27 protein-coding genes and 1 pseudogene are annotated in these 26,318 nt (G+C 68.5%); 8 read left to right on the top strand and 20 right to left on the bottom strand.

The window, feature by feature from the left end; genetic code table 11:
• The 11 genes and pseudogenes from tatC to dop form a co-directional block, all read right to left on the bottom strand.
• Window positions 1-954, bottom strand: coding sequence for a twin-arginine translocase subunit TatC (gene tatC, locus ABZW96_RS23055; RefSeq protein WP_355077569.1), 954 nt, complete (start codon window positions 952-954; stop codon window positions 1-3).
• A 98-nt stretch (window positions 955-1,052) separates the two neighbouring features.
• A complete protein-coding gene (gene tatA, locus ABZW96_RS23050; protein WP_355077567.1) occupies window positions 1,053-1,313 on the bottom strand; it encodes a Sec-independent protein translocase subunit TatA in 261 nt (86 codons plus the stop codon).
• 64 nt (window positions 1,314-1,377) lie between these two features.
• Window positions 1,378-2,427, bottom strand: a complete 1,050-nt coding sequence (locus ABZW96_RS23045) for a 2-dehydropantoate 2-reductase (protein WP_355077565.1) — start codon at window positions 2,425-2,427, stop codon at window positions 1,378-1,380.
• 22 nt (window positions 2,428-2,449) lie between these two features.
• Window positions 2,450-3,427 (bottom strand): YafY family protein, encoded by a 978-nt coding sequence (locus tag ABZW96_RS23040; RefSeq protein ID WP_355077564.1) that lies wholly within the window; start codon window positions 3,425-3,427, stop codon window positions 2,450-2,452.
• Window positions 3,424-4,419, bottom strand: coding sequence for a YafY family protein (locus ABZW96_RS23035; protein WP_355077562.1), 996 nt, complete (start codon window positions 4,417-4,419; stop codon window positions 3,424-3,426). The genes ABZW96_RS23040 and ABZW96_RS23035 overlap by 4 nt, the downstream gene beginning before the upstream one ends.
• Before the next feature lie 400 nt (window positions 4,420-4,819).
• Window positions 4,820-5,115, bottom strand: a pseudogene (locus ABZW96_RS23030) (thiamine-binding protein).
• Window positions 5,116-5,400: 285 nt separating this feature from the next.
• On the bottom strand, window positions 5,401-6,759 hold the full coding sequence (pafA, locus tag ABZW96_RS23025) for a Pup--protein ligase (protein WP_174186519.1): 1,359 nt from the start codon (window positions 6,757-6,759) through the stop codon (window positions 5,401-5,403).
• 217 nt (window positions 6,760-6,976) lie between these two features.
• On the bottom strand, window positions 6,977-7,777 hold the full coding sequence (gene prcA, locus ABZW96_RS23020) for a proteasome subunit alpha (RefSeq protein WP_355077559.1): 801 nt from the start codon (window positions 7,775-7,777) through the stop codon (window positions 6,977-6,979).
• 2 nt (window positions 7,778-7,779) lie between these two features.
• Window positions 7,780-8,634, bottom strand: a complete 855-nt coding sequence (prcB, locus tag ABZW96_RS23015) for a proteasome subunit beta (RefSeq protein ID WP_355077558.1) — start codon at window positions 8,632-8,634, stop codon at window positions 7,780-7,782.
• Window positions 8,631-8,825, bottom strand: a complete 195-nt coding sequence (locus tag ABZW96_RS23010; protein WP_014986166.1) for a ubiquitin-like protein Pup — start codon at window positions 8,823-8,825, stop codon at window positions 8,631-8,633. The genes prcB and ABZW96_RS23010 overlap by 4 nt, the downstream gene beginning before the upstream one ends.
• 152 nt (window positions 8,826-8,977) lie before the next feature.
• A complete protein-coding gene (gene dop, locus ABZW96_RS23005; protein WP_039798407.1) occupies window positions 8,978-10,477 on the bottom strand; it encodes a depupylase/deamidase Dop in 1,500 nt (499 codons plus the stop codon).
• Window positions 10,478-10,598: 121 nt separating this feature from the next.
• Between dop and ABZW96_RS23000 the strand changes: the two genes are divergently transcribed.
• The 4 genes from ABZW96_RS23000 to ABZW96_RS22985 all read left to right on the top strand — a co-directional run bounded on the left by ABZW96_RS23000 (window position 10,599) and on the right by ABZW96_RS22985 (window position 13,869).
• Window positions 10,599-11,810: a DUF418 domain-containing protein gene (locus ABZW96_RS23000; RefSeq protein WP_355077555.1), complete on the top strand. Its 1,212-nt coding sequence runs from the start codon at window positions 10,599-10,601 to the stop codon at window positions 11,808-11,810.
• Window positions 11,811-11,960: 150 nt separating this feature from the next.
• A complete protein-coding gene (locus tag ABZW96_RS22995; protein WP_355077553.1) occupies window positions 11,961-12,500 on the top strand; it encodes an NUDIX domain-containing protein in 540 nt (179 codons plus the stop codon).
• Window positions 12,501-12,564: 64 nt separating this feature from the next.
• A complete protein-coding gene (locus tag ABZW96_RS22990) occupies window positions 12,565-12,852 on the top strand; it encodes a DUF427 domain-containing protein (RefSeq protein ID WP_355077552.1) in 288 nt (95 codons plus the stop codon).
• A 219-nt stretch (window positions 12,853-13,071) separates the two neighbouring features.
• Window positions 13,072-13,869: a helix-turn-helix domain-containing protein gene (locus ABZW96_RS22985; protein ID WP_355077550.1), complete on the top strand. Its 798-nt coding sequence runs from the start codon at window positions 13,072-13,074 to the stop codon at window positions 13,867-13,869.
• Between the two features lie 25 nt (window positions 13,870-13,894).
• On the opposite strand, the gene ABZW96_RS22980 is transcribed toward ABZW96_RS22985, so the two are convergent.
• Window positions 13,895-14,275, bottom strand: coding sequence for a nitroreductase family deazaflavin-dependent oxidoreductase (locus ABZW96_RS22980; RefSeq protein ID WP_355077548.1), 381 nt, complete (start codon window positions 14,273-14,275; stop codon window positions 13,895-13,897).
• 53 nt (window positions 14,276-14,328) lie between these two features.
• Here ABZW96_RS22980 and ABZW96_RS22975 point away from each other — a divergent pair, with 53 nt between their 5' ends.
• Window positions 14,329-14,931, top strand: a complete 603-nt coding sequence (locus ABZW96_RS22975) for an NUDIX domain-containing protein (RefSeq protein WP_355077546.1) — start codon at window positions 14,329-14,331, stop codon at window positions 14,929-14,931.
• On the opposite strand, the gene ABZW96_RS22970 is transcribed toward ABZW96_RS22975, so the two are convergent.
• The gene (locus ABZW96_RS22970; protein ID WP_355077544.1) at window positions 14,932-15,612 is read right to left on the bottom strand and encodes a TIGR00266 family protein; all 681 of its coding nucleotides are present in this window, start codon (window positions 15,610-15,612) and stop codon (window positions 14,932-14,934) included. It lies immediately after the preceding gene.
• A gap of 44 nt (window positions 15,613-15,656) precedes the next feature.
• The gene (locus tag ABZW96_RS22965) at window positions 15,657-16,025 is read right to left on the bottom strand and encodes an arsenate reductase family protein (protein WP_355077542.1); all 369 of its coding nucleotides are present in this window, start codon (window positions 16,023-16,025) and stop codon (window positions 15,657-15,659) included.
• Window positions 16,026-16,128: 103 nt separating this feature from the next.
• Here ABZW96_RS22965 and ABZW96_RS22960 point away from each other — a divergent pair, with 103 nt between their 5' ends.
• Window positions 16,129-16,632, top strand: coding sequence for a nitroreductase/quinone reductase family protein (locus ABZW96_RS22960; RefSeq protein ID WP_355077540.1), 504 nt, complete (start codon window positions 16,129-16,131; stop codon window positions 16,630-16,632).
• An 8-nt stretch (window positions 16,633-16,640) separates the two neighbouring features.
• Here ABZW96_RS22960 and ABZW96_RS22955 read toward each other — a convergent pair whose 3' ends face one another.
• From ABZW96_RS22955 to ABZW96_RS22940, 4 genes are read right to left on the bottom strand one after another with little or no spacing between them, the layout of a single operon-like run.
• A complete protein-coding gene (locus ABZW96_RS22955; protein ID WP_355077538.1) occupies window positions 16,641-17,951 on the bottom strand; it encodes an aspartate aminotransferase family protein in 1,311 nt (436 codons plus the stop codon).
• Between the two features lies 1 nt (window position 17,952).
• On the bottom strand, window positions 17,953-18,999 hold the full coding sequence (locus ABZW96_RS22950; protein WP_355077536.1) for a TIGR03842 family LLM class F420-dependent oxidoreductase: 1,047 nt from the start codon (window positions 18,997-18,999) through the stop codon (window positions 17,953-17,955).
• Window positions 19,000-19,029: 30 nt separating this feature from the next.
• Complete coding sequence (gene hydA / locus ABZW96_RS22945) at window positions 19,030-20,451, bottom strand: dihydropyrimidinase (RefSeq protein WP_355077534.1); 1,422 nt, start codon at window positions 20,449-20,451, stop codon at window positions 19,030-19,032.
• A gap of 16 nt (window positions 20,452-20,467) precedes the next feature.
• Window positions 20,468-21,304: a nitrilase-related carbon-nitrogen hydrolase gene (locus tag ABZW96_RS22940; RefSeq protein ID WP_355077532.1), complete on the bottom strand. Its 837-nt coding sequence runs from the start codon at window positions 21,302-21,304 to the stop codon at window positions 20,468-20,470.
• A gap of 212 nt (window positions 21,305-21,516) precedes the next feature.
• Between ABZW96_RS22940 and ABZW96_RS22935 the strand changes: the two genes are divergently transcribed.
• Window positions 21,517-22,245: a peptidylprolyl isomerase gene (locus tag ABZW96_RS22935; protein ID WP_355077530.1), complete on the top strand. Its 729-nt coding sequence runs from the start codon at window positions 21,517-21,519 to the stop codon at window positions 22,243-22,245.
• Between the two features lie 78 nt (window positions 22,246-22,323).
• Here ABZW96_RS22935 and ABZW96_RS22930 read toward each other — a convergent pair whose 3' ends face one another.
• Together ABZW96_RS22930 and ABZW96_RS22925 are read right to left on the bottom strand one after the other, a co-directional pair.
• Window positions 22,324-23,505 carry a cation:proton antiporter gene (locus ABZW96_RS22930; protein WP_355077528.1) on the bottom strand — a complete coding sequence of 394 codons (1,182 nt, stop codon included), beginning with the start codon at window positions 23,503-23,505 and terminating at the stop codon, window positions 22,324-22,326.
• 4 nt (window positions 23,506-23,509) lie between these two features.
• The gene (locus ABZW96_RS22925; RefSeq protein WP_355077526.1) at window positions 23,510-23,992 is read right to left on the bottom strand and encodes a TrkA C-terminal domain-containing protein; all 483 of its coding nucleotides are present in this window, start codon (window positions 23,990-23,992) and stop codon (window positions 23,510-23,512) included.
• A gap of 233 nt (window positions 23,993-24,225) precedes the next feature.
• Between ABZW96_RS22925 and ABZW96_RS22920 the strand changes: the two genes are divergently transcribed.
• The gene (locus ABZW96_RS22920; protein ID WP_355077688.1) at window positions 24,226-26,307 is read left to right on the top strand and encodes an acyltransferase family protein; all 2,082 of its coding nucleotides are present in this window, start codon (window positions 24,226-24,228) and stop codon (window positions 26,305-26,307) included.
• The last annotated feature ends 11 nt before the right edge of the window (window positions 26,308-26,318 follow it).

The following is a 26,318-nucleotide window of genomic DNA, read 5'->3' as shown; positions in this document are numbered from 1 at the left end:
TCAGAGCGTATCGGAGTAGTCCGACACCGGTCGTGCGGATTTCTCCGCGGGCGTACCGATCGACCCGGCCGGATCGATCGGTGACGGGGCGCCGAGTTCGGAGGCCTCCTCGTCCGACAGCGCACCCCAGCCCTCGCGCTCCTTGCGCGCCCGGCGCAGGTCGTTGACCCGGGAGAACTGGATCGCCACCTCGAACAACACCGTCAACGCCAAGGCCAGCGCCAGCATCGAGAAGGGATCCTGCGGAGTCACGATCGCCGCGAAGACGAACAACCCGAAGGTGATCCCCCGCCGCCACGCCTTCAGGCGCTCGTAGGTCAGCACGCCGACCAGGTTCAACCCGACGATCAGCAACGGCGTCTCGAAACTGACCCCGAAGATGATCAGCAACTGGATGATGAACGAGAAATATTGCGACCCGCTCAACGCCGTGATCTGCACGTTGTCGCCGATGGTCAGCAAGAAGCTCAACGCGTGCGCGATCACCACGTAGGCCAGCACCGCGCCGGCGGCGAACAACACCGTGCCCGAGGAGACGAACCCGACCGCGTACTTGCGCTCCTTCGCGTACAGCCCGGGGGTGATGAACGCCCACAACTGGTACAGCCAGATCGGCGCCGCCAGCACCACCCCTGCGGTCAGGCCGACCTTCAACCGCAGCGTGAACTGCTCGAACGGCGCGGTCGCCAGCAGACGGCACTCACCGTCCGGGGTCAACGACGCACGGGCCGACGAGGGCAGCGAGCAATACGGCCCGCGCAGGATCTCACCGAGGCTCTCGATCCCGAGGAACCCGTGCCCGTACCACAGGAACCCGAGCACCGTCGTCGCGATCACCGCGGCGATCGACACCAGCAACCGGTAACGCAGCTCCTGCAGATGCTCGACCAACGACATGGTGCCGTCGGGATTGGTCCTGCGCTTACTGCGCCGCGGATCGAACGGGATTCGCATGGTTGGTGATCGCCCCTGGGTTCACGTGCCTCGCACGGCTCGGCAACAGCACTGAGTCCGGAGTGAGTTCTTCCTCACTCCGGCGCGAGCGGCTCCGCTCAGACCGATTTCTGCTCGGTGCGGGGCTCGGTGGCCTGCTGCGTCGGCTGCTGCGCGGCGGGCAACTGCGGTGCGGGCTGCTGAGCCTGCGCGCCGCTGGTTGGCGCGTTGCTCTCGTTCTGCATCTGACTGACCTCGCTCTTGAAGATGCGCAACGATCGGCCCAAACTGCGGGCCGCGTCGGGCATCCGCTTCGCGCCGAAGAACATCACGAAGACCACCGCAATGATCAGCCAGTGCCAGATGCTCAGACTGCCCATGATCTACCTCCCAAGACTGTGATGTTTCGATGCTACCGGAGGGTGACGTGCGCGAACGCCGCCGTCACCGCTCGTTCGCCCTGCGTTCGGGCGGGGCGCCCGCCGCTGCGGCCCGCAGTTGGCCGAGCAGCTCCCGTCCGGTCCACGCGCGCCTGCCGCCCTGCTCGGCCGCGACGATCAATTCGATCAGCCGCTGATTCACCGGCGTCGGCATCCCGACCATCGCGCCCAGTTCGACGATTTCCCCGCACAGCCAGGATATTTCGGTGGTACGGCCCAGCTCCAGGTCGTCCGCCATGGACGAACGCGCCATCGGATCGATGGCCAGCACCTGCCCGGCTACCCGCCGGAAGAGGCCGTCGGGAACGGTCAGCAGCGCGGCCATCACCCGGGGCGGCAGTGGGGTCAGCCGGGCGGGGCGAATTCGCGCCTTGTTCATCACCTCGAGCGCTTCGCGCTGGGTGAGCGCGAGGCAACGGCGGTAGTCCCGGTCGGCGAGTTCTTCCCGCAGCGGGCGCCCCGACAGCGCGTTGACCGGGTTGTTCAGGTTCAGCAGCAGCTTCGCCCACTGCACCGGCCGCAGGTCGGGATACCGGCGCAGGCCGAGCCCCGCTCGCTCGAATACGTCCAGGAACGGCGCCAGAGCCGGATCGTCCTGTACCGCGAGACCGCCCTCGGTGCCGCGATGGAAACGCCCGACGGGGTGGTGCACGACGTTGAACATCACCATTCCGGCCAGGACCACGCAGTGCGGCAGGATCTCCCGGATCACCGAGTCGTTGCCGATGCCGTTCTGCAGGCTGAGCACGACGGTGCCCGGCCGGATCTTGCCCGCGAGGTCGCGCACCGCCTCCGCCGTCGCCGCCGATTTCACCGTGACCAGCACCAGGTCCGCCGAGCCGACGTCATCCGGTTCGGTGGCGCGGTGGAATCGATCCGGCGGCAACGCGTCGTCGCCGCCGTCGAGGTCGGTGAGTCGGAGCCCGGACGCGCCGAGTTCGTCGAGCACGCGCCTGCGGCCGACCAGGGTGACCTCCGCGCCCGCTACACCGAGCTTGCCGCCGACGAAGTTGCCGATGCTGCCCGCGCCTACCACCAGCACACGACTGTTCATGCTGGTAGGGCCTCTGCCTTCCTCATCTGGCCTCCAGGTATCCGGCTTCCTCGTAGGCGGCCAGCGCGGCGTTCGACCGCTCACGCACCGCCGCCACCAGCTCCGGCGGGCCGAGGACGGTGACACCCGCCCCGAAACCGAGCAGCAGGCGGGCCATCCAGTCCAGCGTGGCGAACCGCATGGTCGCCTCCAGGCTGCCGTCGGGATGCACCGCCAGCCGATGCATCGGGTACTGATCCAGCACCCAAGCGTAATCGGCGTGAATCCGCAAGCGCGCCAAGGCGACCGCGGGATCGTCCTGGAACAGGTCCAGGCCCGCCGTCGCGTCGGTGGCATGCACGGGCGGCCGGGCGAGTTCGTCCAGCTCGGTCGCGGCCTCGATCCGGTCGAAGCGGAACAGCCGCACCCCCTCGGCCTGCCTGCACCACGCTTGCAGGTAGCTGTTGTCGTCCACGAGGACGATGCGGATCGGGTCGACGATGCGTTCGGACACCACGTCGCGACTGGCGGAGTAGTACACCAACCGCAGCGCACGGCCGAGCGCCAGCGCCGACCGCACGGCGGCCACCGCGGGCGCCTCCGGCGGCGGGGTTCGCGACCGCCCGTTCTCCGCGAGTTCCGCGCCGCCCGCGATCGCCGCTTCGATCTTCGCGATGGCCGCGTGGGCCGCCGTCGGGTCCACCATGCCGGGCATGTCGACGATCGAGCGCAGCGCGACCAGCAACGCGGTCGCCTCGGTGGAGGTCAACCGCAACGGACGGTCGATGCCTGCGGAGAAGGTGACTTCGATGCTCTCCTCGGAGAACGACAAGTCGATCAGGTCGCCCGGACCGTACCCGGGAAGCCCACACATCCACAGCTGATTGAGGTCGCTCATCAACTGTTTGGTGGTCACGCCCAGGTCAGCGGCGGCCTCGGCCGCGCTGATGCCCGGGTGGGCGATGAAGTACGGGATCATGTTGAGCAGCCGGGACAGCCGGACCGAGAGCCGCGAGCTCATGCCCGCACCTCCGTGCGGTCGAACACCGAACGCAGCCGCGCGATGACATCGGCACGCAGCGACTCGGGGGCGAGTACCACGGCGTCCGGGCCCAGGCCGGTGATCAGCCGGGCCAGCCAATCGCGGGATCGCACCGGAAGCTCGACGACGGCGCCCGTACGGCCGCCGACGACGCGCTCACCGGTCACCTGGCCGAGCCTGCGGATCTCCCGCCCGCGCCCTTCGGCCACCCAGACCGTCGCCGAGCCGCTGACCGGCGCGGTGCTGGTGACCTGGTCGACGATGGCGCGCAGGTCGACGCCCTCCGGCTTGTGGACGGCGTTGCGCGGGCCATACGCGGTCACATCGTCGCCGATGCGGGACAGCCGGAAACTGCGCACCGCGTCCCGGTCCCGGTCGTGCCCGACCAGGTACCAGCGGCCGTGATGGGTGACGACGCCCCACGGTTCGACGTCGCGCATGAGATAGGGGGCGTTGATCGCGCCGCGGTGCTCGAACCGCACCGCTTGGCCCGCGTCGATCGCGGCGAGGAGTTTGCCGAGCACGGGTTCGGAGCCCCGAGCGCGGGCCGGAACCGCGGGCACGGACGCCACGGCGGCGTCGGTTTCCACGTGGATGCCCGCCGCGCGCAGTTTGAGCAACGCCCCCTCCGCCGCGGCGGCGAGTTCCGGCGATTCCCACATCTGCACGGCCACCGCGACGGCGGCGGCCTCCTGGTCGCTCAGATCGATGTCGGGTAGCTCGTAGGCGTCGCGGTTGATCCGGTAGCCCTCCACCGTCGAGTACCGGCTCACCGGACCGACTTCCAGCGGAATCCCCAGATCACGCAGTTCGTTCTTGTCCCGCTCGAACATCCGGCTGAACGCCTCGTCGCTGGCGGAGTCCTCGTATCCGGCCACGCTCACCCGGATCCGCTCGGCGGTCAGGAACTGCCGGGTCGACAGCAGCGCGATGACCAGATTCATCAGCCGCTCGACCTTGGATATCGCCACCCGATAGAGGGTAATCTGCGCAGCCGGGCTGTGTTGGTTCGGCCGCTACTTCGTAGCGGCGTGTTCGCGGCCCTCTCATCGCTCACGTTCGCGCGACCGCCGCTTGCGCCTTCGTCGCCTACGCGGCGGCCGCGTAGGCGCGCGCCGGGCCGCGAACGGCGCATGCTCGGTCTGGCTTCGCTCGAAACCTGTGGTCGAGGTGCGCTGGGCGCGTCGGTGAGCAACGTACTGACCTCGGCATCCGCCGTTACGAGCGAGCCGCGCGCAGGTACGACTTTGTCGGTGTAGCCGAAGTTATGGAAACAGCAGACCGAACGGCGTTCCGCTAGGTGGCTCGACAGTCGTTGAGGGCTCGACAATCGTTGAGCCGCCGCGGCCAGTCGTTGAAATGCGCGGACCATCAGTCTTCCGACAAGTAGCGCTCGACCTTCTCCACCTTGGCGGTCATCGCATCCGTCACCCCGGGACGGATGTCGGCCTTCAACACCAAGCTGCAGCGTGGAGCGACGGCGAGGATGGCGTCGGTCGCCTGTTTCACGACGGCCACACCTCGTCCCATTCGCCCTCGATGGTGGTGAACATGGCATCGGTGCGATTGGGCAGTCCGCTGGCGCGCACCACGCGGACCGCTTCGGCGACGGCGCGCCCGACGTCGACGCCGGTCCCGAGCGGTGTGACGGAGAAGGCGATGATCATGCCTCGATCATGCCCGCAGGCCCGACTCGTCTCCGCGACGAGGCGGTAGACCATCGCTCGAACGCGAGCCACACGGTCAACCGCTCGCGCCCGATATCAATGGGCACGACCGAACGAACTGCTGCCAGGACCTCAGTGTTCAGATCGAAACTTCATTCACCGAAGCGCCCAACGCACCCCAACTACGTCTTTCGAGCGAAGCGAGACCGAGCCTGTTCCGTTCGCGAGCCACCAGGGGGCCGCGAACACCCAGCGCCGCAGGCGCTGGAAAAACCAACACGGCAGTTACATCGACGCGATCAGGCGATCTACGCGCTCGTCGACCGAACGGAACGGGTCCTTGCACAGCACGGTGCGCTGCGCCTGGTCGTTCAGCTTCAGGTGCACCCAGTCGACGGTGAAGTCGCGGCCCGCCTCCTGGGCCGCGGTGATGAAGTCACCGCGCAGCTTGGCCCTGGTGGTCTGCGGCGGGGTGTCGACCGCGGCGTCCACGGCCTCGTCCTCGGTGACCCGTTTGGCCAGCCCCTTGCGCTGCAGCAGGTCGAAGACGCCGCGTCCGCGCTTGATGTCGTGATAGGCCAGATCCAGCTGGGCGATCTTGGGATCGGACAGCTCCATGCCGTACCGGTCCTGGTAGCGCTGGAACAGCTTGCGCTTGATCACCCAGTCGATCTCGGTGTCGACCTTCGCGAAGTCCTGCGCCTCGACCGCGTCCAGGGTGCGGCCCCACAGGTCGACCACCTGATCGATCTGGGGATCGCGGTCCCGATTGCGCAGATGCTCCACGGCGCGGGCGTAGTACTCGCGCTGGATGTCCAGGGCGCTGGCCTGCCGACCGCCTGCCAGGCGCACCGGGCGCCGACCGGTCAGGTCGTGGCTCACCTCGCGGATCGCGCGGATCGGATTGTCCAGCGCGAAGTCGCGGAACGAGACACCCGCCTCGATCATCTCCAGCACCAAGGCGGCCGTGCCGACCTTGAGCATGGTGGTGGTCTCGGACATGTTGGAGTCGCCGACGATCACGTGCAGGCGGCGGTACTTCTCCGCATCGGCGTGCGGCTCGTCGCGGGTGTTGATGATCGGCCGCGAGCGAGTGGTCGCCGAGGAGACGCCCTCCCAGATGTGCTCGGCGCGCTGCGACAGGCAGAAGGTGGCGGCCTTCGGCGTCTGCAGCACCTTGCCCGCGCCGCAGATCAGCTGACGGGTGACCAGGAACGGCAGCAGCACGTCGGAGATCCGGGAGAACTCGCCCGCGCGCACCACCAGGAAGTTCTCGTGGCAGCCGTAGGAGTTGCCCGCCGAGTCGGTGTTGTTCTTGAACAAGTAGATGTCGCCGCCGATGCCTTCTTCGGCCAGACGCTGCTCGGCGTCGATCAGCAACTCTTCGAGGACCCGTTCGCCCGCACGGTCGTGGGTCACCAATTGCGCCAGGTTGTCGCATTCCGCGGTCGCGTACTCCGGATGCGACCCGACATCGAGGTAGAGCCGGGCACCGTTGCGGAGGAACACGTTCGAGCTACGGCCCCAGGACACCACCCGGCGGAACAGATACCGGGCCACCTCGTCGGGGGACAGTCGACGGTGACCGTGGAAGGTGCATGTCACACCGAACTCGGTCTCGATCCCCATAATTCGTCGCTGCACACCATCGACATTACAGCCAAGTCGAGGTCTTGCGTGGGGCACCGAACAACCCGTATGCATACGTCTTCACAACGATTTGGCCCGCTTTGTCGGAATTTGCCCGGGTGAAACGCCGGTTTCGCCGGAGGATGCACAGTTCGGCCCGGCCCCGGACATGCCGATACGGCCCGCGAACCAAGCGTCGTTCGCGGGCCGTCGAGGTCGTCGGCCCGGCGGATCACTCCGCCGACGGAGTCTCCTTCGCCGACGGTTTCTCATCCTTCGGCTCGGAGCCGGTCTCCTCCACCGCGGGCTTCTCGGCCGCCTGCGCCGGACTCAGCAGACGCTCCAGCGTGGCGTTGGGCACCCGCCGGAACGCCCGGCGCGGACGCGCCTGCTCCAAGGTCGCGACCTCGAGCGAGCTCACGCCCAGCACCCGCTTCTCCTTCTCCGCGCCTTCCGGAACGCCCGCCTGCAACGCGCGCACCGCGACGCCGACCGCGGAGGCCAGGTCCAGACCCGGCTGGTACGACGACTTCAGCGCGGTGACGATCGGCTCCGTGGTGCCGCCCATCACCACGAACTCGCGCTCGTCCACGATCGACCCGTCGAAGGTGATCCGGTACAGCACCGATTGCGCGGCCTGCTCCGGATAACCCACCTCCGCCACACAGATCTCCACCTCGTACGGCTTGAGCTGATCGGTGAAGATCGTGCCGAGCGTCTGCGCGTAGGCATTGGCCAGCGCCCGGCCGGTGACATCGCGGCGGTCGTACTGATACCCGCGAATGTCGGCCTGCAGGATGCCGCCCCTGCGCAGATTCTCGAACTCGTTGTACTTGCCGACCGCGGCGAACCCGATGCGGTCGTAGAGCTCACTCACCTTGTGCAGCGTCGCGGACGGGTTCTCCGCGACGAACAGCACACCCTTGTCATACGTCAAGACCACGACGCTGCGCCCCCGAGCGATGCCCTTGCGCGCGAGCTCGGTCTTGTCGCGCATGATCTGCTCGGCCGACGCGTAGTACGGCAACGTCATGATCAGGCGCTCCCTTCTTCGGCGGCCTCGCGGTCGGCGACGATGCCGCGGGTGATCTCCGCCAGCCGCGACTCGGTCACCTCGACCGCACCCTCCTCATCGATCACGATCGCCGTCGGGAAGATGCCGCGCACCAGATCCGGGCCACCCGTCGCGGTGTCGTCGTCGGCCGCGTCGAACAGCGACTCGACAGCGATGCGCAACGCGCGATCCTGATCGATTCCCTTGGCGTACAACTTCTTCAGCGAGGACTTCGCGAACATCGAGCCGGAACCGACCGCGGCGTACCCGAATCGCTCCTCGCTGCGTCCACCCACCACATCGAACGAAACAATGCGGCCCGCCTTGTCGGCATCGGTGGCGTCCAGGTCGTAGCCGACCAGCATCGGCACCACCGCCAGACCCTGCAGGGCCGCGGGCAGATTCTCGCGCACCATCTTCGACAGCTTGTTGGCCTTGCCGTCGAAGGTCAGCGGCACGCCCTCGAGCTTCTCGTAGTGCTCCAGTTCCACCGCGAAGATCCGCACCATCTCCACCGCCATCCCCGCGGTGCCTGCGATGCCCGCCGCGGAATAGCTGTCGGTGATGTAGACCTTCTCGATATCCCGGCTGGCCAGCAGGTTCCCCTGGGTGGCACGGCGGTCACCGGCGATCAGCACACCGCCGCGATAACTCACCGCCACGATGGTGGTGCCGTGCGGAGCGATCTCCTTCGCGGAAGTGCCGCCGGGGATTCCGGCGGCACCCTGTCCGAACCTGTTGCTGGGCAAAAGATCCGGAGCATGCATGCGGAGATAGTCGGAGAAGGAAGAAAGGGCGTACCCCAGGTGGAGACGCGAGGGGTCACCGACTGTCACTGGCCACCTTTCTGCACGTACGCGCGGACGAAGTCCTCGGCGTTCTCCTCGAGCACGTCATCGATCTCGTCGAGCAGGTCGTCGGTTTCCTCCGCCAGCTTTTCGCGGCGCTCCTGACCGGCGGCGTCTACACCGTCGGGGCCCTCGTCCTCGTCGCCACCCCCGGCGCGCTTGGTCTGCTCTTGTGCCATGGCAGCCGACCTCCTCTGTCCTCACCATGATCGGGACCCATGGTGAGCACGGTCCCGATCATGAGCATTGTCCGTGCTCGTCCCTCAACACTACCTACCAGCACCGACAGTGTGCCTATTTTGTGTGGCGGTGTTGGTCTCGCGCAGGTGGACTATGTCGTCAGCTGCTCCACCAGGTCCGCGGCGGTGGTCACGCCGTCGAGGAGTTTGCCGACGTGGGCCTTGGTGCCGCGGCGGGGTTCCAGGGTGGGGATGCGGACCAGGGAGTCGCCGCCCAGGTCGAAGATCACCGAGTCCCAGCTGGCCGCCGCGATGTCGGCGCCGAAGCGGCGCAGGCATTCGCCGCGGAAGTAGGCGCGGGTGTCGGTGGGCGGGTTGGTCATGGCGTCGAGGACCTGCTGCTCGGTGACCAGCCGCTTCATCGAGCCGCGGGCGACCAGGCGGTTGTAGAGCCCCTTGTCCAGGCGCACGTCGGAGTACTGCAGATCCATAAGGTGCAACTTGGGGGCCGCCCAGCCGAGGCCCTCGCGGCTGCGCATGCCCTCGAGCAGGCGCAGCTTGGCCGGCCAGTCGAGCAGGTTCGCGCACTCCATCGGATCGCGTTCGAGCAGGTCCAGGACCATCGCCCAGTTCTCGATGATGTCCTGGACGCGCTTGTCGTCGTTGCCGGTGCGGTCGACGAACTTGATCACCCGGTCCAGGTAGACGCGCTGCAACGCGAGACCGGTCAGCTCGCGGCCGTCGGCGAGCGCGACCGTCGCCCGCAGCGTGGGGTCGTGACTGATGGTGTGCACCGCGGTGACCGGGCGGGCCAGCTGCAGATCCGACAGGTCCTCGCCCGCTTCGATCAGGTCGAGGACCAAGGCGGTGGTGCCGACCTTGAGGTAGGTGGACATCTCGGCCAGGTTGGCGTCACCGATGATGACGTGCAGCCTGCGGTATTTGTCGGCATCGGCGTGCGGTTCGTCGCGGGTGTTGATGATGCCCCGTTTGAGCGTGGTCTCCAGGCCGACCTCGACCTCGATGTAGTCCGAACGCTGGGACAGCTGGAAGCCCGCGTGGTCGCCGGACTGGCCGATGCCGACCCGGCCGGAGCCGCACACCACCTGGCGGGACACGAAGAACGGCGTGAGCCCGACGATGATCTGGTTGAACGGGGTGTCCCGGCTCATCAGGTAGTTCTCGTGGGTGCCGTACGAGGCGCCCTTGCCGTCGACGTTGTTCTTGTACAGCTGCAGCCGCGGAGCCCCCGGCACGCTCGAGGCGTGCCGCGCGGCGGCCTCCATCACCCGCTCGCCCGCCTTGTCCCAGATCACCGCGTCCAGGGGGTCGGTGACCTCGGGCGCGGAGTATTCCGGGTGGGCATGGTCGACGTAGAGCCGGGCGCCGTTGGTGAGGATCATGTTCGCGGCGCCCACCTCGTCGGCGTCGATCACCGGCGCGGGACCGTTCATCCGGCTCAGGTCGAATCCGCGGGCGTCGCGCAGCGGCGACTCCACCTCGTAGTCCCAGCGCGTGCGCTTGGCGCGCGGCACGCCCTCCGCCGCGGCGTAGGCCAGGACCGCCTGGGTCGAGGTGAGGATCGGGTTGGCCGACGGCTCGGTCGGGGTCGAGATGCCGTATTCGACCTCTATTCCGATGATGCGCTGCATGGCATCGAGCCTAAGTCACGCACCCGGCCCGACCCCCCGCGACCGGCGGAGTCCAATGTCATACCGCAGGTGGTACTTCCGGAGGACCCCTCGCGGCGCAGGTCGGCGCGATAGTCGGGACATGTCCGAATCGATCGCAGCCCGCCGCCTGGAGACCGCCGAGCAGCATCGCCCGTCGCCTCCCCCACCCCCCGCGCCCGCCCGGCTCGTCGCGTTGGACGTGCTACGCGGGATCGCGATTCTCGGCACCCTCGCCACCAACATCTGGATCATCACCAACCCGGAGGGGCTGGTCGGGTATCTGCACGACATGGGTGGCGAGGCCGGCGGATGGACGTGGACCGAGCGCGTGCTCCAGCAGCTGGCGCAGGGCAAGTTCCTCGGGCTGCTCACCGTCATGTTCGGCATCGGCCTGGCCATCCAGCAACGCTCCGCGACCGAGGCCGGGCGCCGCTGGCCGGGGAAGTACCCCTGGCGGGCGGGCTTGCTGTTCCTGGACGGTCTGGTCAACTTCGTTTTCGTCGCCGAGTTCGACGTCCTCATGGGGTACGCGGTGACCGGACTCGTGGTCGCGTTCGTGCTCGCCGCCGGTGCGCGGGCGCGGCGGCGCTGGCTGGTGGGCGCGGCGGCCGTGCACGTGTCGCTGTTGACGCTCATCGGGCTCGCTCTGGCGTTCGCGCCGAGCCAGGACGCGCAGGCGCGTCGTGCGCTGGACCCGAATCCGTATGCGGACGGCTCGTTCTGGGAGCTCGCGGCGTTCCGGCTCGGCAACGCCGGGCTGTTCCGGATGGAGACGATCTTCGTCTTCGCGATGTCGGTCGCGCTGTTCCTGACCGGCGCCCGGCTGTTCCGGGCGGGCGTGTTCGGCCCGGAAGGCGCGCGACTGCGCAAGCGGCTGATGATCCTCGGCTTCGGCGTCGCCGCGCCGATCGACCTGGGCGTCGGCATACTGGGCGGTGGCGACCTCATCCTGTTCACCCGGTACGGCAGCGCGCCGTTCGTCTCTCTGGGCATTCTGGCCGCGGTCGCCGAGTGGTACCTGCGGCGTCCCGGCGCCGGGTTCGCCGGGCGTCGGTTCACCGAGATCGGCCGCACCGCGCTCAGCTGCTACATCCTGCAGAACCTGGTGGCATCGATCCTCTGTTACGGCTGGGGTTTCGGACTCGCGGCGCGCGTCTCGCCCGATGACCGTGTCCCGTTCACCGTCGGTGTCTACGTGCTGGTATCGCTGATCATCGCCTGCGGAGCGCACCTGTGGCTACGACGCTTCGAGCGCGGGCCGGTGGAGTGGTTCTGGAACGTGAGTTTCCGAACGCTGGCGCGGGAACGCTGAAACGCTGAAACGCCATGATGCCCGTATCCCAGGGCCGGGGATACGGGCGTGCCCATGCCGACCGGCTCCGTTGTGGCGCAGGGCTTGTCGTACCCGCACATGCCGCGAAGGCCGGCGGCCCCGGCGCGCGGCAGCCGCTACCGTCGTGCTGTGACGCTTGCCGACCGCTACCCCTTGCTGCACACACCGGCTCACTGGGCGTGGGGCGACCTGGATGTCCGGTTCTCCACCACACTCCCGTCCGACGAACTGGTCACCAATATCCACGTCGTCTGTTTCGTCGGCGACGAGATCGTGCTCTGTCGCGACGATCGCGACGTCTGGCTGATTCCGGGCGGCACCAGGGAACGCGGCGAGTCGATCGACGCCTGCGTGCGCCGCGAACTGCGGGAGGAGGCGGGCGCACGCCCGGTCGGACCGATCCGATGGTTCGGCGCGCACCATGCGACGAGCAACGGTCCGGCACCGTATCGCGAGTGGCAGCCCCATCCGCACAAGGCGTGGCTGTGGTGCACCGCGGACGTGGTGCTCGAATCCGCCCCGACCAATCCCGACGACGCCGAGCAGATCCTCGAGGTGCGCACCTTTCCCGTAGCCGAAGCGATGCGACGGGCCGGATCCGACGGCGAGCACCTGAGCGAACTGGTGGCATTGGCGGTCGAACTACACCGGCCGGAGCGTCCCGAGTGATGTAGGCGGCCGGCCGCACATACTCGGCCGCCGCCCACCGGTGGGATCGGGGCAGAATCGAAGGATGGCAACGGCAACTTGGCACGGCCGCGTCCTCGCGACCAGCAATGACACCATCATCGTCGAGGGCAATCACTACTTCCCGCCGGACTCGATCCGACCGGAGTTCTTCCAGCCCTCCGACACGCACAGCTACTGCCCGTGGAAGGGCACCGCCAGCTACTACACCGTAGTGGTCGACGGAGACAGCAACACCGACGCCGCCTGGTTCTACCCGGAGCCGAAGACCAAGGCCGCGCAGATCAAGGACTATGTCGCGTTCTGGCGCGGCGTCGAGGTGACGGAGAGCTGAGCGGCGTCTTTCGCTGCGAGCAATCGAGTGGCGAACTCATGATCGATGCCGGAATCCGGTCGTAGGCGCGGCCGTGCGGTGATCGGCGGGCCGGGGCGGCGGCTCGGACCGCACTGCCCCGGCGAACGGCGGCAATCGGAGGAATCGGGAATACCGCCTGCGCGAAACCGATACGCTCATCCCAGGATTCAGCGCGAGTGTCTCAGCCGGGAGCATCCCATGATGAAGGCTCTGGTCACCAACGGCTTCTCGATGGCGCCTGGCGGCGCGGCGGACGAACCGGCGCGAGCGGGTGTCGCGCTGCTCCGGCCGGGGGTGCTGGCTTTCGCCGGATCGGTCGGTCCGACGGAGTTACACGCGCATCACGCGGTGCAGATCGTCGCCGCGAGCACGCCGATCGTGGTGGTGGACGGTAGCGGCGTCCGCAAGCAGGGCACCCACGTCATCGTGCCGACCGACGCGCCGCACCGGATCGACGTAGGCGCCGCGCACGGCACGGCCGTCTACCTCGACCCCGAGACGGCCGCCGGTGCGGCGGCGGATCGCAGAGCGCACCTCAACGGCTGGGTCGACAGCGCCGACGCCCTCGGCATCACCGCCGGTGGTGGAGACCTGACCGCGCAGGTCACCGCCGTCGTCGACGATCTGCTGCCGCAGGACGGCGCGTCCGGCGCGAGCGAGCGGCACGCGGTGATCACGGCGGCCCTGCAACTGCTGCCCGCACTGGTGCGCACCGGGTCGGTGCGGGGCGCGGATGTCGCACGACAGTTGGGTATTCCCGCGCCCCGACTGTCCCACCTGTTCACCGAGCAGATGGGAATTCCGTTGCGCCGCTATATCCTCTGGCTGCGGCTGCACATAGCGCGGACCCGCGCGCTGGCCGGAGACGACCTCACGGCCGCCGCGCACGCGGCCGGTTTCTCCGATGGCGCGGATCTCACCCGCACCTGCCGCCGGACGTTCGGGCTGTCTCCATCGGTGCTCAGCCGCACCAGCGAATCGGTCCCGGACGCATAGCGGCCGGGACGGCTCGCGTTCCGTATCAGTCCGCCGGACGGGACTCGACGTAATAGTCCGCCGAGATCGTCTTCAGCATCTGCCGCACGCCGAGTGGCGCCCATACCGCGGAGGGGTCGTGCCGCACGACCGGATCGGTCAGCTCGACCACATGGCCGCGGGTTTCCAGGGCGAAACCACCCGCCGCGCAGATGTTCTTGACCCAGTCGACATTCCGGCCGTACGTCAGCGCGATCCGGTAGGCGCCGTCCTGCTCGAAGACCATGACCGGGGTGCGGTAGGACCGGCCCGACTTCCTGCCCTTGTGCAGCACGATGCCGAACCCGGGCGCGCGTCCCGCGACCAGGCCCGCGGTCGGATTGGTGACATGCCGGTTGAAATTCGCCAGTGCGTGCGGAAGCACCATGGGCGGCGATCCTCTCTCCCTGTGGCCTGCGGTGTTCACGTTACTCTCGACCCATGTCCGCTCCGCCGCCTCATCGCGAGCCGCCCCACACCGGAGATCCGAGCGCGGAAACGATCGCCATCTACGATGCGGCGGGCAACCCGGTGGGGGCCGCCGAGCGGGCCACGGTCTACCGCGACGGATTGTGGCACGCCAGCGCGGGGGTGCTCCTGCGCTCCGGTGACGGCGAGCGGGTCTACGTGCACCGCCGCACCGACACCAAGCTCGTTTTCGCGAGCATGCACGACTGCCTGGCCGGTGGTGTGGTCGCGCCGGGCGAAGCGCCGCGCGAGACGGCCCTGCGCGAACTGGCCGAAGAACTGGGCGTCACGCCGAACCCCGCCGACGTCTCGCCCGAACCGCTGGCGACGGTCTCCTGGGATGGCGAATGGGCCGGTCGGCCGATGCGGTGTCATCTGTTCGCGTACGAGTCGCGCTACGACGGGCCGGTTCGCCACCAACCCGACGAGATCGCCGCGGGATGGTGGTGGACCGACGCCGAACTGCTGGCGCGTCTGGCCGATCCGGACTGGCCGTTCGTCCCGGACACCCGCCTGCTGATCACGGATCTGCTGATCGGCGCCCGGTCAGCGGCAGACGACGGGACGAGGCCCTGATCAGCTGGACGAGGCGACGGAGGCGGCCCAGGCGGCGAACGCGCCGGGATTGCGTGTCTGCAACAGCACCCGGCCGGGGCCGGTGAAATCGAAGACGAAACCCTCGCCGGACTTCAACGACTGGATCGATCGACCCGAGACCGCTCGCCGGATGCTGAAATTCATCGCCAGGTCGTAGGCGACCACGTGCCCGGTGTCGATCGTGATCGGCTCGCCCGGTCGCAGATCGATCACATCGATCGCGCCGAACACGCCCACCACGATCTCACCCTCGCCGTGCGCGCGCAGACCGAATCCGCCTTCGCCGCCGAACAGATTGGCGAACCCGCCCCACTTGCTCTCCACCTGCACACCGTGCGAATTGGCGATCCATCCCCCGCGGCTGATGAAGAAAGGCCGATCCGGCGTGATCTGCAAGTTCAACATGTCGCCGGGAAGCGCGGGCGCCACGTCGACCCACCCGCCCTGCGGCGGCGCGGTGAACGTCGAGACGAAGAACGACTCCCCGGCCAGCACCGACCGCTTCAGTCCGGCCAGGATGCCGCCCTCGGCCTTGGCCTGCAACGTGACTCCCGCCGAATGAGCCACCATGGCGCCGCTCTCGACCCGCATCGGCTCGCCCCCGGCGAGAAAGCACCGCGCGACGGCGGCGGCGGGACTGTGGCGCAGTTGTACTTTCATGTCCGCCGACCCTACCGCCGAATCCCACACGGCGGGAACGGGTGTCAGAGCAGATCGCGCAGTGCGTCGTCGTCTCGGGCCACCACCGCCCCGCCGTCGGCGGTGAGCACGATCGGCCGCTGGATCAGCCCGGGATGTTCGACCAGCGCTTCGATCCAACGGTCCCGGTCGGCGGCGCTCCGCGCCCAGCTCGCCATGCCGAGGTCCTTGGCGATCTGTTCGCCGGTGCGGGTGATGTCCCAGGGTTCGGCGTCCAGCCGCCGCAACACCTCACGCAGCTCGGCGGCCGTCGGCGGCTGATCCAGATACTTGCGCACGGTGTAGTCGACACCGGCGTCGTTCAGGAACGCGGTGGCGTTGCGGCTCTTGCTGCACCGCGGGTTGTGCCAGATCTCGGTCTGCCCGGAAGTCATGTACGCAGGGTACCGAGGACGTGCACCCGGGCCGCCCGGCGCCCACTGGCGGATCTCGGACGTCGCCCCGCCGAGCGCCGCGTGTGCTCCGATACTGGAAGCCATGACTGAGCACGCGTCGCCCGAAAACCCCTACGGCACACCGACCACATCCGGTCCCGAGCGCATCCCTTCGTATCAGGGCGTGATGAATCGGGTCGTGCGCGCGCTGCTGCGTGTACCCGGGCTGTCCGGCGTCGTCGGCAAGCGGCTGATGATCCTGCACGTCGTCGGGCGCAAGTCGGGGAAGGTCTACGACGTGCCGCTGGCCTACACCCGGCACGGCGACACTCTGCTGATCGGCACCGCCCTGCGCCCGTGGGTGAAGAACCTGCGGGAGGGCGATCCGGTGCGGGCCTCCTTCGGCGGCGAGCCGCGCACCTTCGACCCGGTGGTCCACACCTCCGAGGTCGACGTGCTGCGGCTCTACGAGATCGTCGCGCGGGACAACAAGCAGAACGCCAAGTACAACGGCATCGGCTTCACCGCCGATGGTTCACCCTCCAAGGCCGATATCTACCAGACCTGGCAGCAGGGCGGCGTCGTGGTGGAACTGACGCCGCACTGAGCGGCCGGTCAGCTCGCGACGTAGCCGTCGGCCACGTCGAGCACTTCGTCGACGATCTCGAGGCCGGTGCGCAGTTCGTCGGCCGTCGTGGTCAGCGGCGGCGCGATCTGAAAGCGATTGCCCGCGTTGAACGGCCACAGCCCGCGTGCCTTGGCCGCGGCGGTGACCGCGGCCATCGGCTCGGCGTCCGCGCCCGCCGCCGCGAACGGGATCAGCGGCTGTCTGCTGCGCTGGTCCCGGACCAGTTCCAGCGCCCAGAAGAAGCCGAGTCCACGGACCTCGCCGACGCTCGGATGACGACCGGCGAGTTCGCGCAGGCCTTTTCCGAGCACATCGGCGCCCACCGCCCGTACGTGATCGAGGATTCCTTCGCGCTCGAAGACCGCGATCGAGGCGACACCCGCCGCGCAGGCCAGCGGATGACCCGCGTAGGTGAGACCGCCCGGATACACCACATGGTCGTAGCGCTGCGCGATCCGCTCGGCCATGAGTACGCCACCGAGCGGGACGTAGCCGGAGTTCACCCCCTTGGCGAAGGTGATGATGTCCGGCTCGACGCCGAACGCCTGTACCGCGAACCATTCGCCCACCCGTCCGAATCCGACCATCACCTCATCGGCGATGTAGACGATGCCGAACTCGTCGCACAGCGCTCGCACGCCGGCCAGATAACCGGGCGGCGGGACGAGCACACCGTTGGTGCCGACCACCGTCTCCAAAATCAACCCCGCGATGTGCTGCGGGCCCTCGAGCTCGATGACCTGCCGCAGGTGCCGCAGCGCGGCGGCCGTCTCTTCCTCGGGAGTCGTCGTGCCCCACGGTGACCGGTAGGGGTAGGGGCCGAAGAACCGCACCACGTCGACGTTTGTCGGTTCCGCGCCCCAGCGGCGCGGTTCCCCGGTCAGGCCGATCGCGACGCCCGTGCCGCCGTGGTAGGAGCGGTAGGCGGCGAGCATTTTCGTCCGCCCGGTGTAGCTTCGCGCCAAACGCACCGCGTGCTCGACGGCCTCGGCGCCGCCGGTGGTGAACAGGATCCGGTTCAGCTCGCCGGGAGCCCGCTCGACGATCAGCCGGGCCAGTTCGCTGCGGACGTCGTTGCCGACCGTCGGCGAGATGGTCGCCAACCGCTGCGCCTGGGCGACGATCGCCGCGACGATGTCCGGATGCTGGTGGCCGATGTTCACGTTGACCAGCTGGGAGGAGAAGTCCAGATAGCGCTTGCCGGTGTCGTCCCAGAAGTAGGAGCCGAACGCCCCGGTGATCGGAGCCGGGTTCAATTCGGCCTGTGCGCTCCAGGGATAGAAGACATGATCGGCCACGCTAGTCGCTCCCTTCGGTCGACTTGGTCGTGGTCACGAGGGAAGCGAGACGAGGCAGCACCGATTCACCGTACGCCGCCAAAGTCGCGTTCTTCGCGTCGTGCTGGAGATAGACGGCGAACTGGTCCACACCGAGCCTTTCCAGCTCCCGCAACCGGGACAGCTGGTCGTCGGGCGTGCCCAGCAGGCAGAAGCGGTCCACGATGGCGTCGGGCACGTACTCGGCATGGACATTGCCCGCGCGTCCGTGCAGGTTGTAGTCGTAGCCGCGCCTGTCTTCGATGTAGTCCGTGAGGGCAGCCGGGATGTCGCCTGCCGTACCGTATCTCGCCACCATCTCCGCCACGTGGTTGCCGACCATCCCGCCGAACCATCGGCACTGTTGCCGCGCGTGCGCCTGCGCCGCGTCCGTCCCGTCGGTGACATAAGCGGGTGCGGCGACGCAGATCCGCACCGCCGCCGGGTCCCGGCCCGCGCGCTCGGCCGCGGCGCGCACCCGGGCGACGGTCCATGCCGTGATGTCGGGGTCGGCCAGTTGCAGAATGAATCCGTCGGCCACGGCACCGGTCAGCTCGAGTGCGCGTGGCCCGTAGCCCGCCACCCACACGTCCAACCGGGAGCCGGCCGCCCACGGCAACCGCACGACCGTGTCGTCCACACGCGCGCCGCGACCGTTGCCCAGTTCGCGGATCACCTCGATCGATCGGCGCAGCGTGGCCAGCGTGGCGGGCTTGCCGCCCAGCGTGCGCACGGCCGAGTCGCCGCGGCCGATCCCGCATACGGTGCGATTGCCGAACATCTCGTTGAGCGTGGCGAAGGCCGACGCGGTCACCGTCCAGTCCCGAGTGGCCGGGTTCGTCACCATCGGACCGACCATGATCTTGCGGGTGGCGGCCAGGATCTGGCTGTAGATGACATAGGGCTCCTGCCAGAGCAGATGCGAGTCGAAGGTCCAGACGTGGGAGAACCCATATGTCTCCGCGAGCCTGGCCAGTTCGATCACACGCGAGGCCGGGGGCGTGCATTGCAGCACCACACCGATGTCCATGCGGCACTTCTCCGTTCCGAGGATCGAAAGTCAGATCAGGTTCTGCGCGAGTCCACGCGCGACGAACCGGCCGTGCCCCGCGTGCCCGAGGTAGCCGCCGTCGTCCACGACGACCCGGCCCCGGGACAGCACCGTGTCGACGTGACCGTCGATCTCGAATCCCTCGTAGGCCGAGTAGTCCATGTTCATGTGGTGGGTCTTGCCGAGACCGATGCTGGTGTGGCCGTCCGGGTCGTAGATGACGATGTCGGCGTCCGCTCCCGGGCTGATCACCCCTTTGCGCGGGTACATGCCGAACATCCGGGCCGGTGTGGTGCAGCAGACCTCGACCCAGCGTTCCAGCGGGATCCGGCCGGACCGGACGCCCTGGAACATCAGATCCATCCGATGCTCGACGCCGCCGATACCGTTGGGGATCTTGCTGAAGTCGCCGAGCCCCATCTCCTTCTGGCCCTTCATGCAGAACGGACAGTGATCGGTGCCGACGGCCGTGACGTCGCCGGTGCGCAGGTAGCGCCACAGCTTGTCCTGATGCCCTTCGGCCTTCGATCGTAGCGGTGTGGAGCACACCCATTTGGCGCCTTCGAAACCCGGCGCGCCGAGCTGATCCTCGAGCGAGAGATACAGGTACTGCGGGCAGGTCTCGCCGAAGACGTTGCGCCCGGCGTCGCGGGCGGCGGCGATCTGAGCCAGCGCCTGCTCGGCCGACACGTGCACGACGTACAGCGGCACGCCGGTCAATTCGGCCAGCATGATCGCGCGGTGGGTGGCCTCCTCCTCGAGCTGCCACGGTCGGGTCGTGCCGTGGAAGTACGGCGCGTTGTCCCCTCGCGCGAGCGCCTGTTCGACCAGCACATCGATGGCTATCCCGTTCTCCGCGTGCATCATCACCAGCGCGCCGAGTTCCGCCGCTGACTGCATGGCGCGCAGGATCTGGCCGTCGGTGGAGTAGAAGACCCCCGGGTAGGCCATGAAGAGCTTGAAGCTGGTGACGCCCTCGGCCACCAATTCGCTCATGCCCTTCAAGGATTCGTCGTCGACGTCGCCGATGATCTGATGAAAGCCGTAGTCGATCGCGCATTGCCCGGCCGCTTTCGCGTGCCAGGCGGCCAGCGTGTCCTGGACCCGTTCCCCTTGCCGCTGGACGACGAAGTCGATGATGGTGGTGGTGCCGCCCCACGCGGCCGCGCGGGTGCCGGTCTCGAAGGTGTCGGAGGCCTCGGTCCCACCGAAGGGCATCTGCATGTGGGTGTGACCGTCCACGCCGCCGGGGATGACGTATCTGCCGGTCGCGTCGAGCACGCGATCGGCGGACGCGGCGAGATCCGCGCCCAGCGCGACGGAGCCCGGCCGCAGGACGGCGGCGATGGTCTCGCCGTCGACGAGCACGTCGAGCGGCTGCGCTCCGGTGGCGGAGACCACCGTGCCACCGTGGATGAAGGTGCGCGCCATGTCGTTCTCCCCGGTCTCAGGGGGCCACCAGCGGCCCGTAGGCGTCGGGGCGCCGATCGCGGTAGAAGGCCCAGCGGTCGCGCACCACCTTGATCAGGTCCATGTCCAGATCACGGACGACCAGCTCGGGGTCGGTATCGGAGGCGACCTCGCCGACGAACTTGCCTTCGGGGTCGACGAAATAGCTGGTGCCGTAGAAGTCGTCGTCGCCGTACTCCTCGGCGCCGACCCGATTGATGGCACCGATGTAGTACTCGTTGGCTACCGCGGCCGCCGGTTGTTCCAGTCTCCAGAGGTAACCGGACAAGCCGCGCGACGTGGCCGACGGATTGAACACGAGTTCCGCACCGGCGAGGGCCAGCGCGCGCCACCCCTCCGGGAAGTGCCGGTCGTAGCAGATGTATACGCCGACCTTGCCCACCGCCGTGTCGAACACCGGCCAGCCCAGGTTGCCCGGCCGAAAATAGAACTTCTCCCAGAACCCGTGCACGTGCGGAAGGTGGTGTTTGCGGTACTTGCCGAGATAGCTGCCGTCGGCGTCGATCACCGCCGCCGTGTTGTACAGCAGACCCGGCTGTTCCTGCTCGTACACCGGCAGGATCATCACCAGGCGCAATTCTTTCGCCAGTTCCGCGAATCGTTCCGTCGTCGGCCCCGGGACGGATTCGGCGTAGTCGTAGAACTCCGTGTCCTGCCGCTGGCAGAAATACGGGGCGTAGAACAGTTCTTGGAAGCAGATCACCGCGGCTCCGTGCGCGGCGGCGCGGCGCGCGTAGTTCTCGTGCGCCGCGAGCATCGACTCCTTGTCACCGGTCCAGTTCGTTTGGACCAGCGCCGCTCGAACGATTCCCATGCCTCGTTATACGTCACCGGGAACCTGTTCCGTTGTCCGATGAGTGCCTGGAGGCATTTTGTAGCCAATCCGTGGCAACCGCGGTTACGGCGGCATCCCGACCTGCCCGTGCTCGAGTAATCGAGCCGTACTCCCCCACTTGGTCGGGCGAGATGGAATGATTCGCGCTGCATCGTCCGGTGCGCAACCCCGAGTGAAGGAGATTTTCAGCGGTGAGCAGCGAAGTGCAAGCGCGAGAACTCGTCAACGGCCGGCGCACGGGGCGCCGCGGCGTGCCGTGGCGATCGCTGCGGATCCTCGGGGTCCTCGTCGTCGGCGCGGCGCTGGTCGCGTCCGCGACCGGTGTCGTCTCGGCGACCCCGTCGCCTGCTCGGGAGCAGGGCCCGGCCGGCTGTGGCGTACCGACCGCGGGGCAGCCGAACGGTAAGCAGTGGCCCGCCGAACCCGGCATGACCATCGATCCCAACGCGCAATACACGGCGACGCTGATCACCACTTGCGGCACCGTGACCGTCGCCCTGGACGCCGCCCACGCACCGCGCACCGTCAACTCGTTCGCGTTCCTGGCCGGGGAACGGTACTTCGACCACACGAAGTGCCACCGGATCACCACCGACGGCATCTACGTCCTGCAGTGCGGCGACCCCACCGCGACCGGCATGGGCGGGCCCGGCTATCAATTCCCCGACGAGAACCTGGCGGGCGCGACCTACCCGGCGGGCACGATCGCGATGGCGAACGCGGGCCCCGGCACCAACGGCAGCCAGTTCTTCCTGGTCTACCGGGACGCGCCGCTGCCGCCGAACTACACCCCGTTCGGCCGGGTCACCGCGGGCATGGACGTGCTGAACGCCATCGCCGCCGCCGGAGTCAAGGACGGCTCGTCGGACGGCGCACCGGCCGCCGACGTGGTGCTCGATTCCGTCGCCGTCCGCAACTGAATTCCGGACGACCATGGTGGCGGCGACGATCGGACGCCGCCACCATGGTCGTCAGCGGGGCCGGCTCGAACGAATCGGTCAGGACACCGCGGCGCGCCGACGCAGCAGCAGCGCCATCGCCGGTTCGACGAACCGGCTGACGACCGGCCCGAGCACCGCCATCAACAGCACGTAGGTTGTGGCCAGCGCGGCGAATTCGGCGGGGACCGCGCCAGCGGCCACCGCGAGACCCGCGATGACGATCGAGAACTCGCCGTGAGCGACCAGGGCGGTGCCCGCGCGCGCCCGGCCCAAGCGGCCCGCACCGGCCCGCTTGGCCGCCCACCATCCGGTGGCGATCTTGCTGGCCGTCGTGACCAGTGCCAGCAGGCACGCCCAGCCCAGCACCGGCGGAATGCTCGTCGGGTCGGTGCTCAGGCCGAACAGCACGAAGAACAGTGCGGCGAACAGGTCGCGCAGCGGTTCCAGGAGCTTGGTGGCGTTGTGCGCGGTGGAGTCCGAGATCGCGATGCCGAGCAGGAACGCGCCGACCGCCGCGGACACTTGCACCGCGGAGGCCGCGCCCGCCACCAGCAGCGCGGAACCCAGCAGCTTCAACAGGAAGATCTCGCGGTCGGCGCTGTCGACGATCGCGGAGACGTAGCGGCCGTAGCGCAGCGCGACGATCAGCACGACCGTGACCGCCGCGAGGGCGATGGCCAGCGTCTTCAGTCCGGCGAGGAAACCGACTCCGGCCAGCACCGCGGTCAGCACCGGCAGGTATCCGGCCATCACCAGGTCCTCGAACACCAGGATGGACAGGATCACCGGCGTTTCCCGGTTACCGAGCCTGCCCAGATCGTTGAGCACCTTCGCGACGATGCCGGAGGACGAGATGTAGGTGACCCCGGCCATCGCGATGGCGCCGGTGAACCCCCAGCCGAGCCCGAGCGCGACGAGCACACCCGGCGTCGCGTTGAGCACGATGTCCACCACGCCCGCGGCCCACGATCGGCGCATGCCCGTGACCAGTTCCGGCGCGCTGTATTCCAGGCCTAGCAGCAACAACAGCAGGACGACGCCGATTTCGCTGGCGAGATGGATGAAGTCGTCCACCTGCCGCAACTCGACGAGGCCACCGGTGCCGAACACCAGTCCGCCGATCAGATACAGCGGGATGGGCGACATGCCGATGCGCGCGGCGATCCGCCCGAGCAGGCCGAGGCCGAAGAACACCGCGCCCAGCTGGATCAGCGCGAGCGCGGTCTCGTGTGCGACCATGCGCTCAGCCGTCTAACAGGATCTTGGCGGCGGCCTCGAGGCCCTCCACTGTGCCGACGACGACCAGCACGTCTCCCGCGGTGAAGGTGAAGTCCGGCCCCGGCGAGGGAATCGGCTGGCCGCTGCGGACCACGGCGACGATGGACGCCTTCGTCCGGGTGCGCATCTGAGTTTCGCCCAGCCTGCGTCCGTCGAAGCGGGAGCGGTCCGGGATGGACAGCTGCCGGGTGGTCAGTCCGGTGAACTCGCGGTGTTCCTCGCGCAGTTGTTCGACCAGCTGCGGCGCGCCGAGCAGGCTGGCCAGCACGGCCGCCTCCTTCCCCGACAGCGGTACCTGTTCGGTCTCGTCGGGGTTGTCCGGCTTGCTCACGATGAGGTCCATCGTGCCGTCGCGATGGTCGATCACCCCTATCCGGCGTCGTGTATTGGTCAGCGGAAAATCCTTGCGCACACCTATACCCGGCAGGGGTGTCACCTCAACATTCACGACCCCACCCTATCGACCCACCCGTTACGACCCGTCGACGGGTGACCGAATTGTCCGTATTTCTCGCCGTTTCCGCACGCCACTCCGGCCTTGCGAGTTGGACCACGGTTCACCGCCCGTGGTAAGAGAAATGACGTGTCCCGTTCATGCCTCCGTCGCCGAGCCGTTGGATTCCGTTTCCGCGACGACCGCGCCGCGCGAGTCCGGTGACGGTCGCCCGAGCGGTGAATCGGTTGCTCCGGCCGGGTGCGGTCGCCACCGCGGCGGCCGTGCCGCGGGCGGGCGCCGGCGGGTACCGGCACGATCTGGACGGGCTGCGCGGCGTGGCGATCGCGCTGGTCGTGGCGTTCCACATCTGGTTCGGCCGGGTGTCGGGCGGCGTGGACGTGTTCTTGGCGCTGTCCGGGTTCTTCTTCACCGGCTCGCTGCTGCGCGGCGTGGCGGCCACCGGCACGGTCCGTGTCGCGCACACCGCTCGCCGGCTCGCCCGCCGATTACTGCCCGCCCTGGTCACGCTTCTGGCGGCCGTGGTCGCGGCGACCGTGCTGCTTCGCCCGTTCACCCAGTGGGGCGAGATGGCGGCGCAGACGCTGGCGTCGCTGCTGTACTACCAGAACTGGTATCTGGCGCTGTCCTGGTCGGACTACCTGGCCGCCGATCCGTCGGTGAGCCCGTTGCAGCATCTGTGGTCGATGGCGGTGCAGATGCAGTTCTACCTGCTCGCGCTGATCCTCGTGGCGTCGGTCGCTGGCCTGTGCCTGCGTTTCGCTCGCCCGGGGGCAGTGCGTCCGGCCTTGGCGATCGCGCTCGCCGCGGGCGCGGTGGCCTCGTTCGTCTACGCCGCGCACGGTACCGCGGTGCATCAGGGCTGGAACTACTACGACAGTTTCGCCCGCGCCTGGGAACTCCTCGCCGGGGCGCTGCTGGCGATCGTCGCGCCCTGGCTGTCACCGCCGCGTTCGGTGCGGGTCGCGGCCGCCGTCCTCGGCGCGGTCGCGGTGCTCACGTGCGGTTGGTTGATCGACGGCGCCGATCGGTTCCCCGGTCCCGCCGCCCTGGTGCCAGTCGGGGCCACACTGGCGCTGATCGTCGCGGGCGGCGGTCTCGCCGCCGCCGATCAGCCACTACCGAACCGGCTGCTCGGCGCACCGGCCGCGGTGCGCCTCGGCGAACTGTCCTACGCGCTGTATCTGTGGCACTGGCCGATCCTGATCTTCGTCCTGGCGCGGACCGGAGCCGCGACCGCGGGACTCGGCGTGGGTCTGGGCGTCGTCGGGGCGTCGCTGGTACTCGCCCACCTGACCAACCGGTTCATCGAGCAGCCGCTACGAATGCGGTCCGGTCGTCCGGCCGGAAAGACGCCCGCCCGCGGACGCCGCACCGGCCGGCTGGTCGCTGCGCTCGGCATCGCGGTACTCGCGGCGGCGCTGGGCGAGCAGGTGGTGACCAAGGCGAATCCGCCGCGAGCGGTGGCCGGGCTGGACTCGGCGCGCTATCCCGGCGCGGAAGCACTGGTCAACGGCGTGAGCGCGCCCGAGGCTCCGATGCGGCCGAGCATGTACGAAGCGCCGGCGGACGCGGCCTACCCCTCGCGCGACGGCTGCATCGCGGACTGGGATACCCGCGAGGTCATCACCTGCACCTACGGCGACGCCGCCGCGGAGCGCACCATTGCGGTGGTGGGCAGCTCGCATGCCGAGCACTGGGTGCCCGCGCTCGACCTGCTCGCCCGCGAGCACTCCTTCCGGGTCGAGGTCTACCTGAAGATGGGCTGCCCGCTGACCGTGGCGGCGGAACCGATGTACAAGGGTGAAGCGAATCCGGACTGCCGCGACTGGTCTGTGGAGGTGATCGACCGCCTGGGCGTCGAACGCCCGGAGTGGGTGTTCACGACAGCGACCCGCCCTCGTGACGGCGCGGGTGACGAGACCCCGGCCGACTATCTGGACGTCTGGACCCGCCTGGCCGACCGCGGACTCAACGTGCTCGCCATCCGTGACACGCCGTGGCTGCGCCGCGACGGCGTGCGGTACCGGGCCATCGATTGCCTCGCCCAGCACGGCGACCGGATCAGCTGCGGGATGCCGCGCGCGGAGGCGCTGAACGCGGTCGATCCGGCGCTGGAGTTCGCCGCCTCGTTCCCCAACGTGTTCCCGCTGGACCTGTCCGACGCGCTGTGCGAACGCGACGTATGCGCGGTCACCGAGGGCAACGTCCTGATCTACCACGACGAGCATCACCTCACCGCCAGCTATTCGCGGTCGCTGGCACCGGAACTCGGCAGACAGTTGTCGCCGATCCTCGGCTGGTGGTGAGCCGGAACCGG

Origin of the sequence: Nocardia sp. NPDC004168 (assembly GCF_040610355.1) — a bacterium.
Taxonomy (GTDB): domain Bacteria; phylum Actinomycetota; class Actinomycetes; order Mycobacteriales; family Mycobacteriaceae; genus Nocardia; species Nocardia sichangensis.
This window is presented reverse-complemented; position numbering and strand designations above follow the sequence as displayed.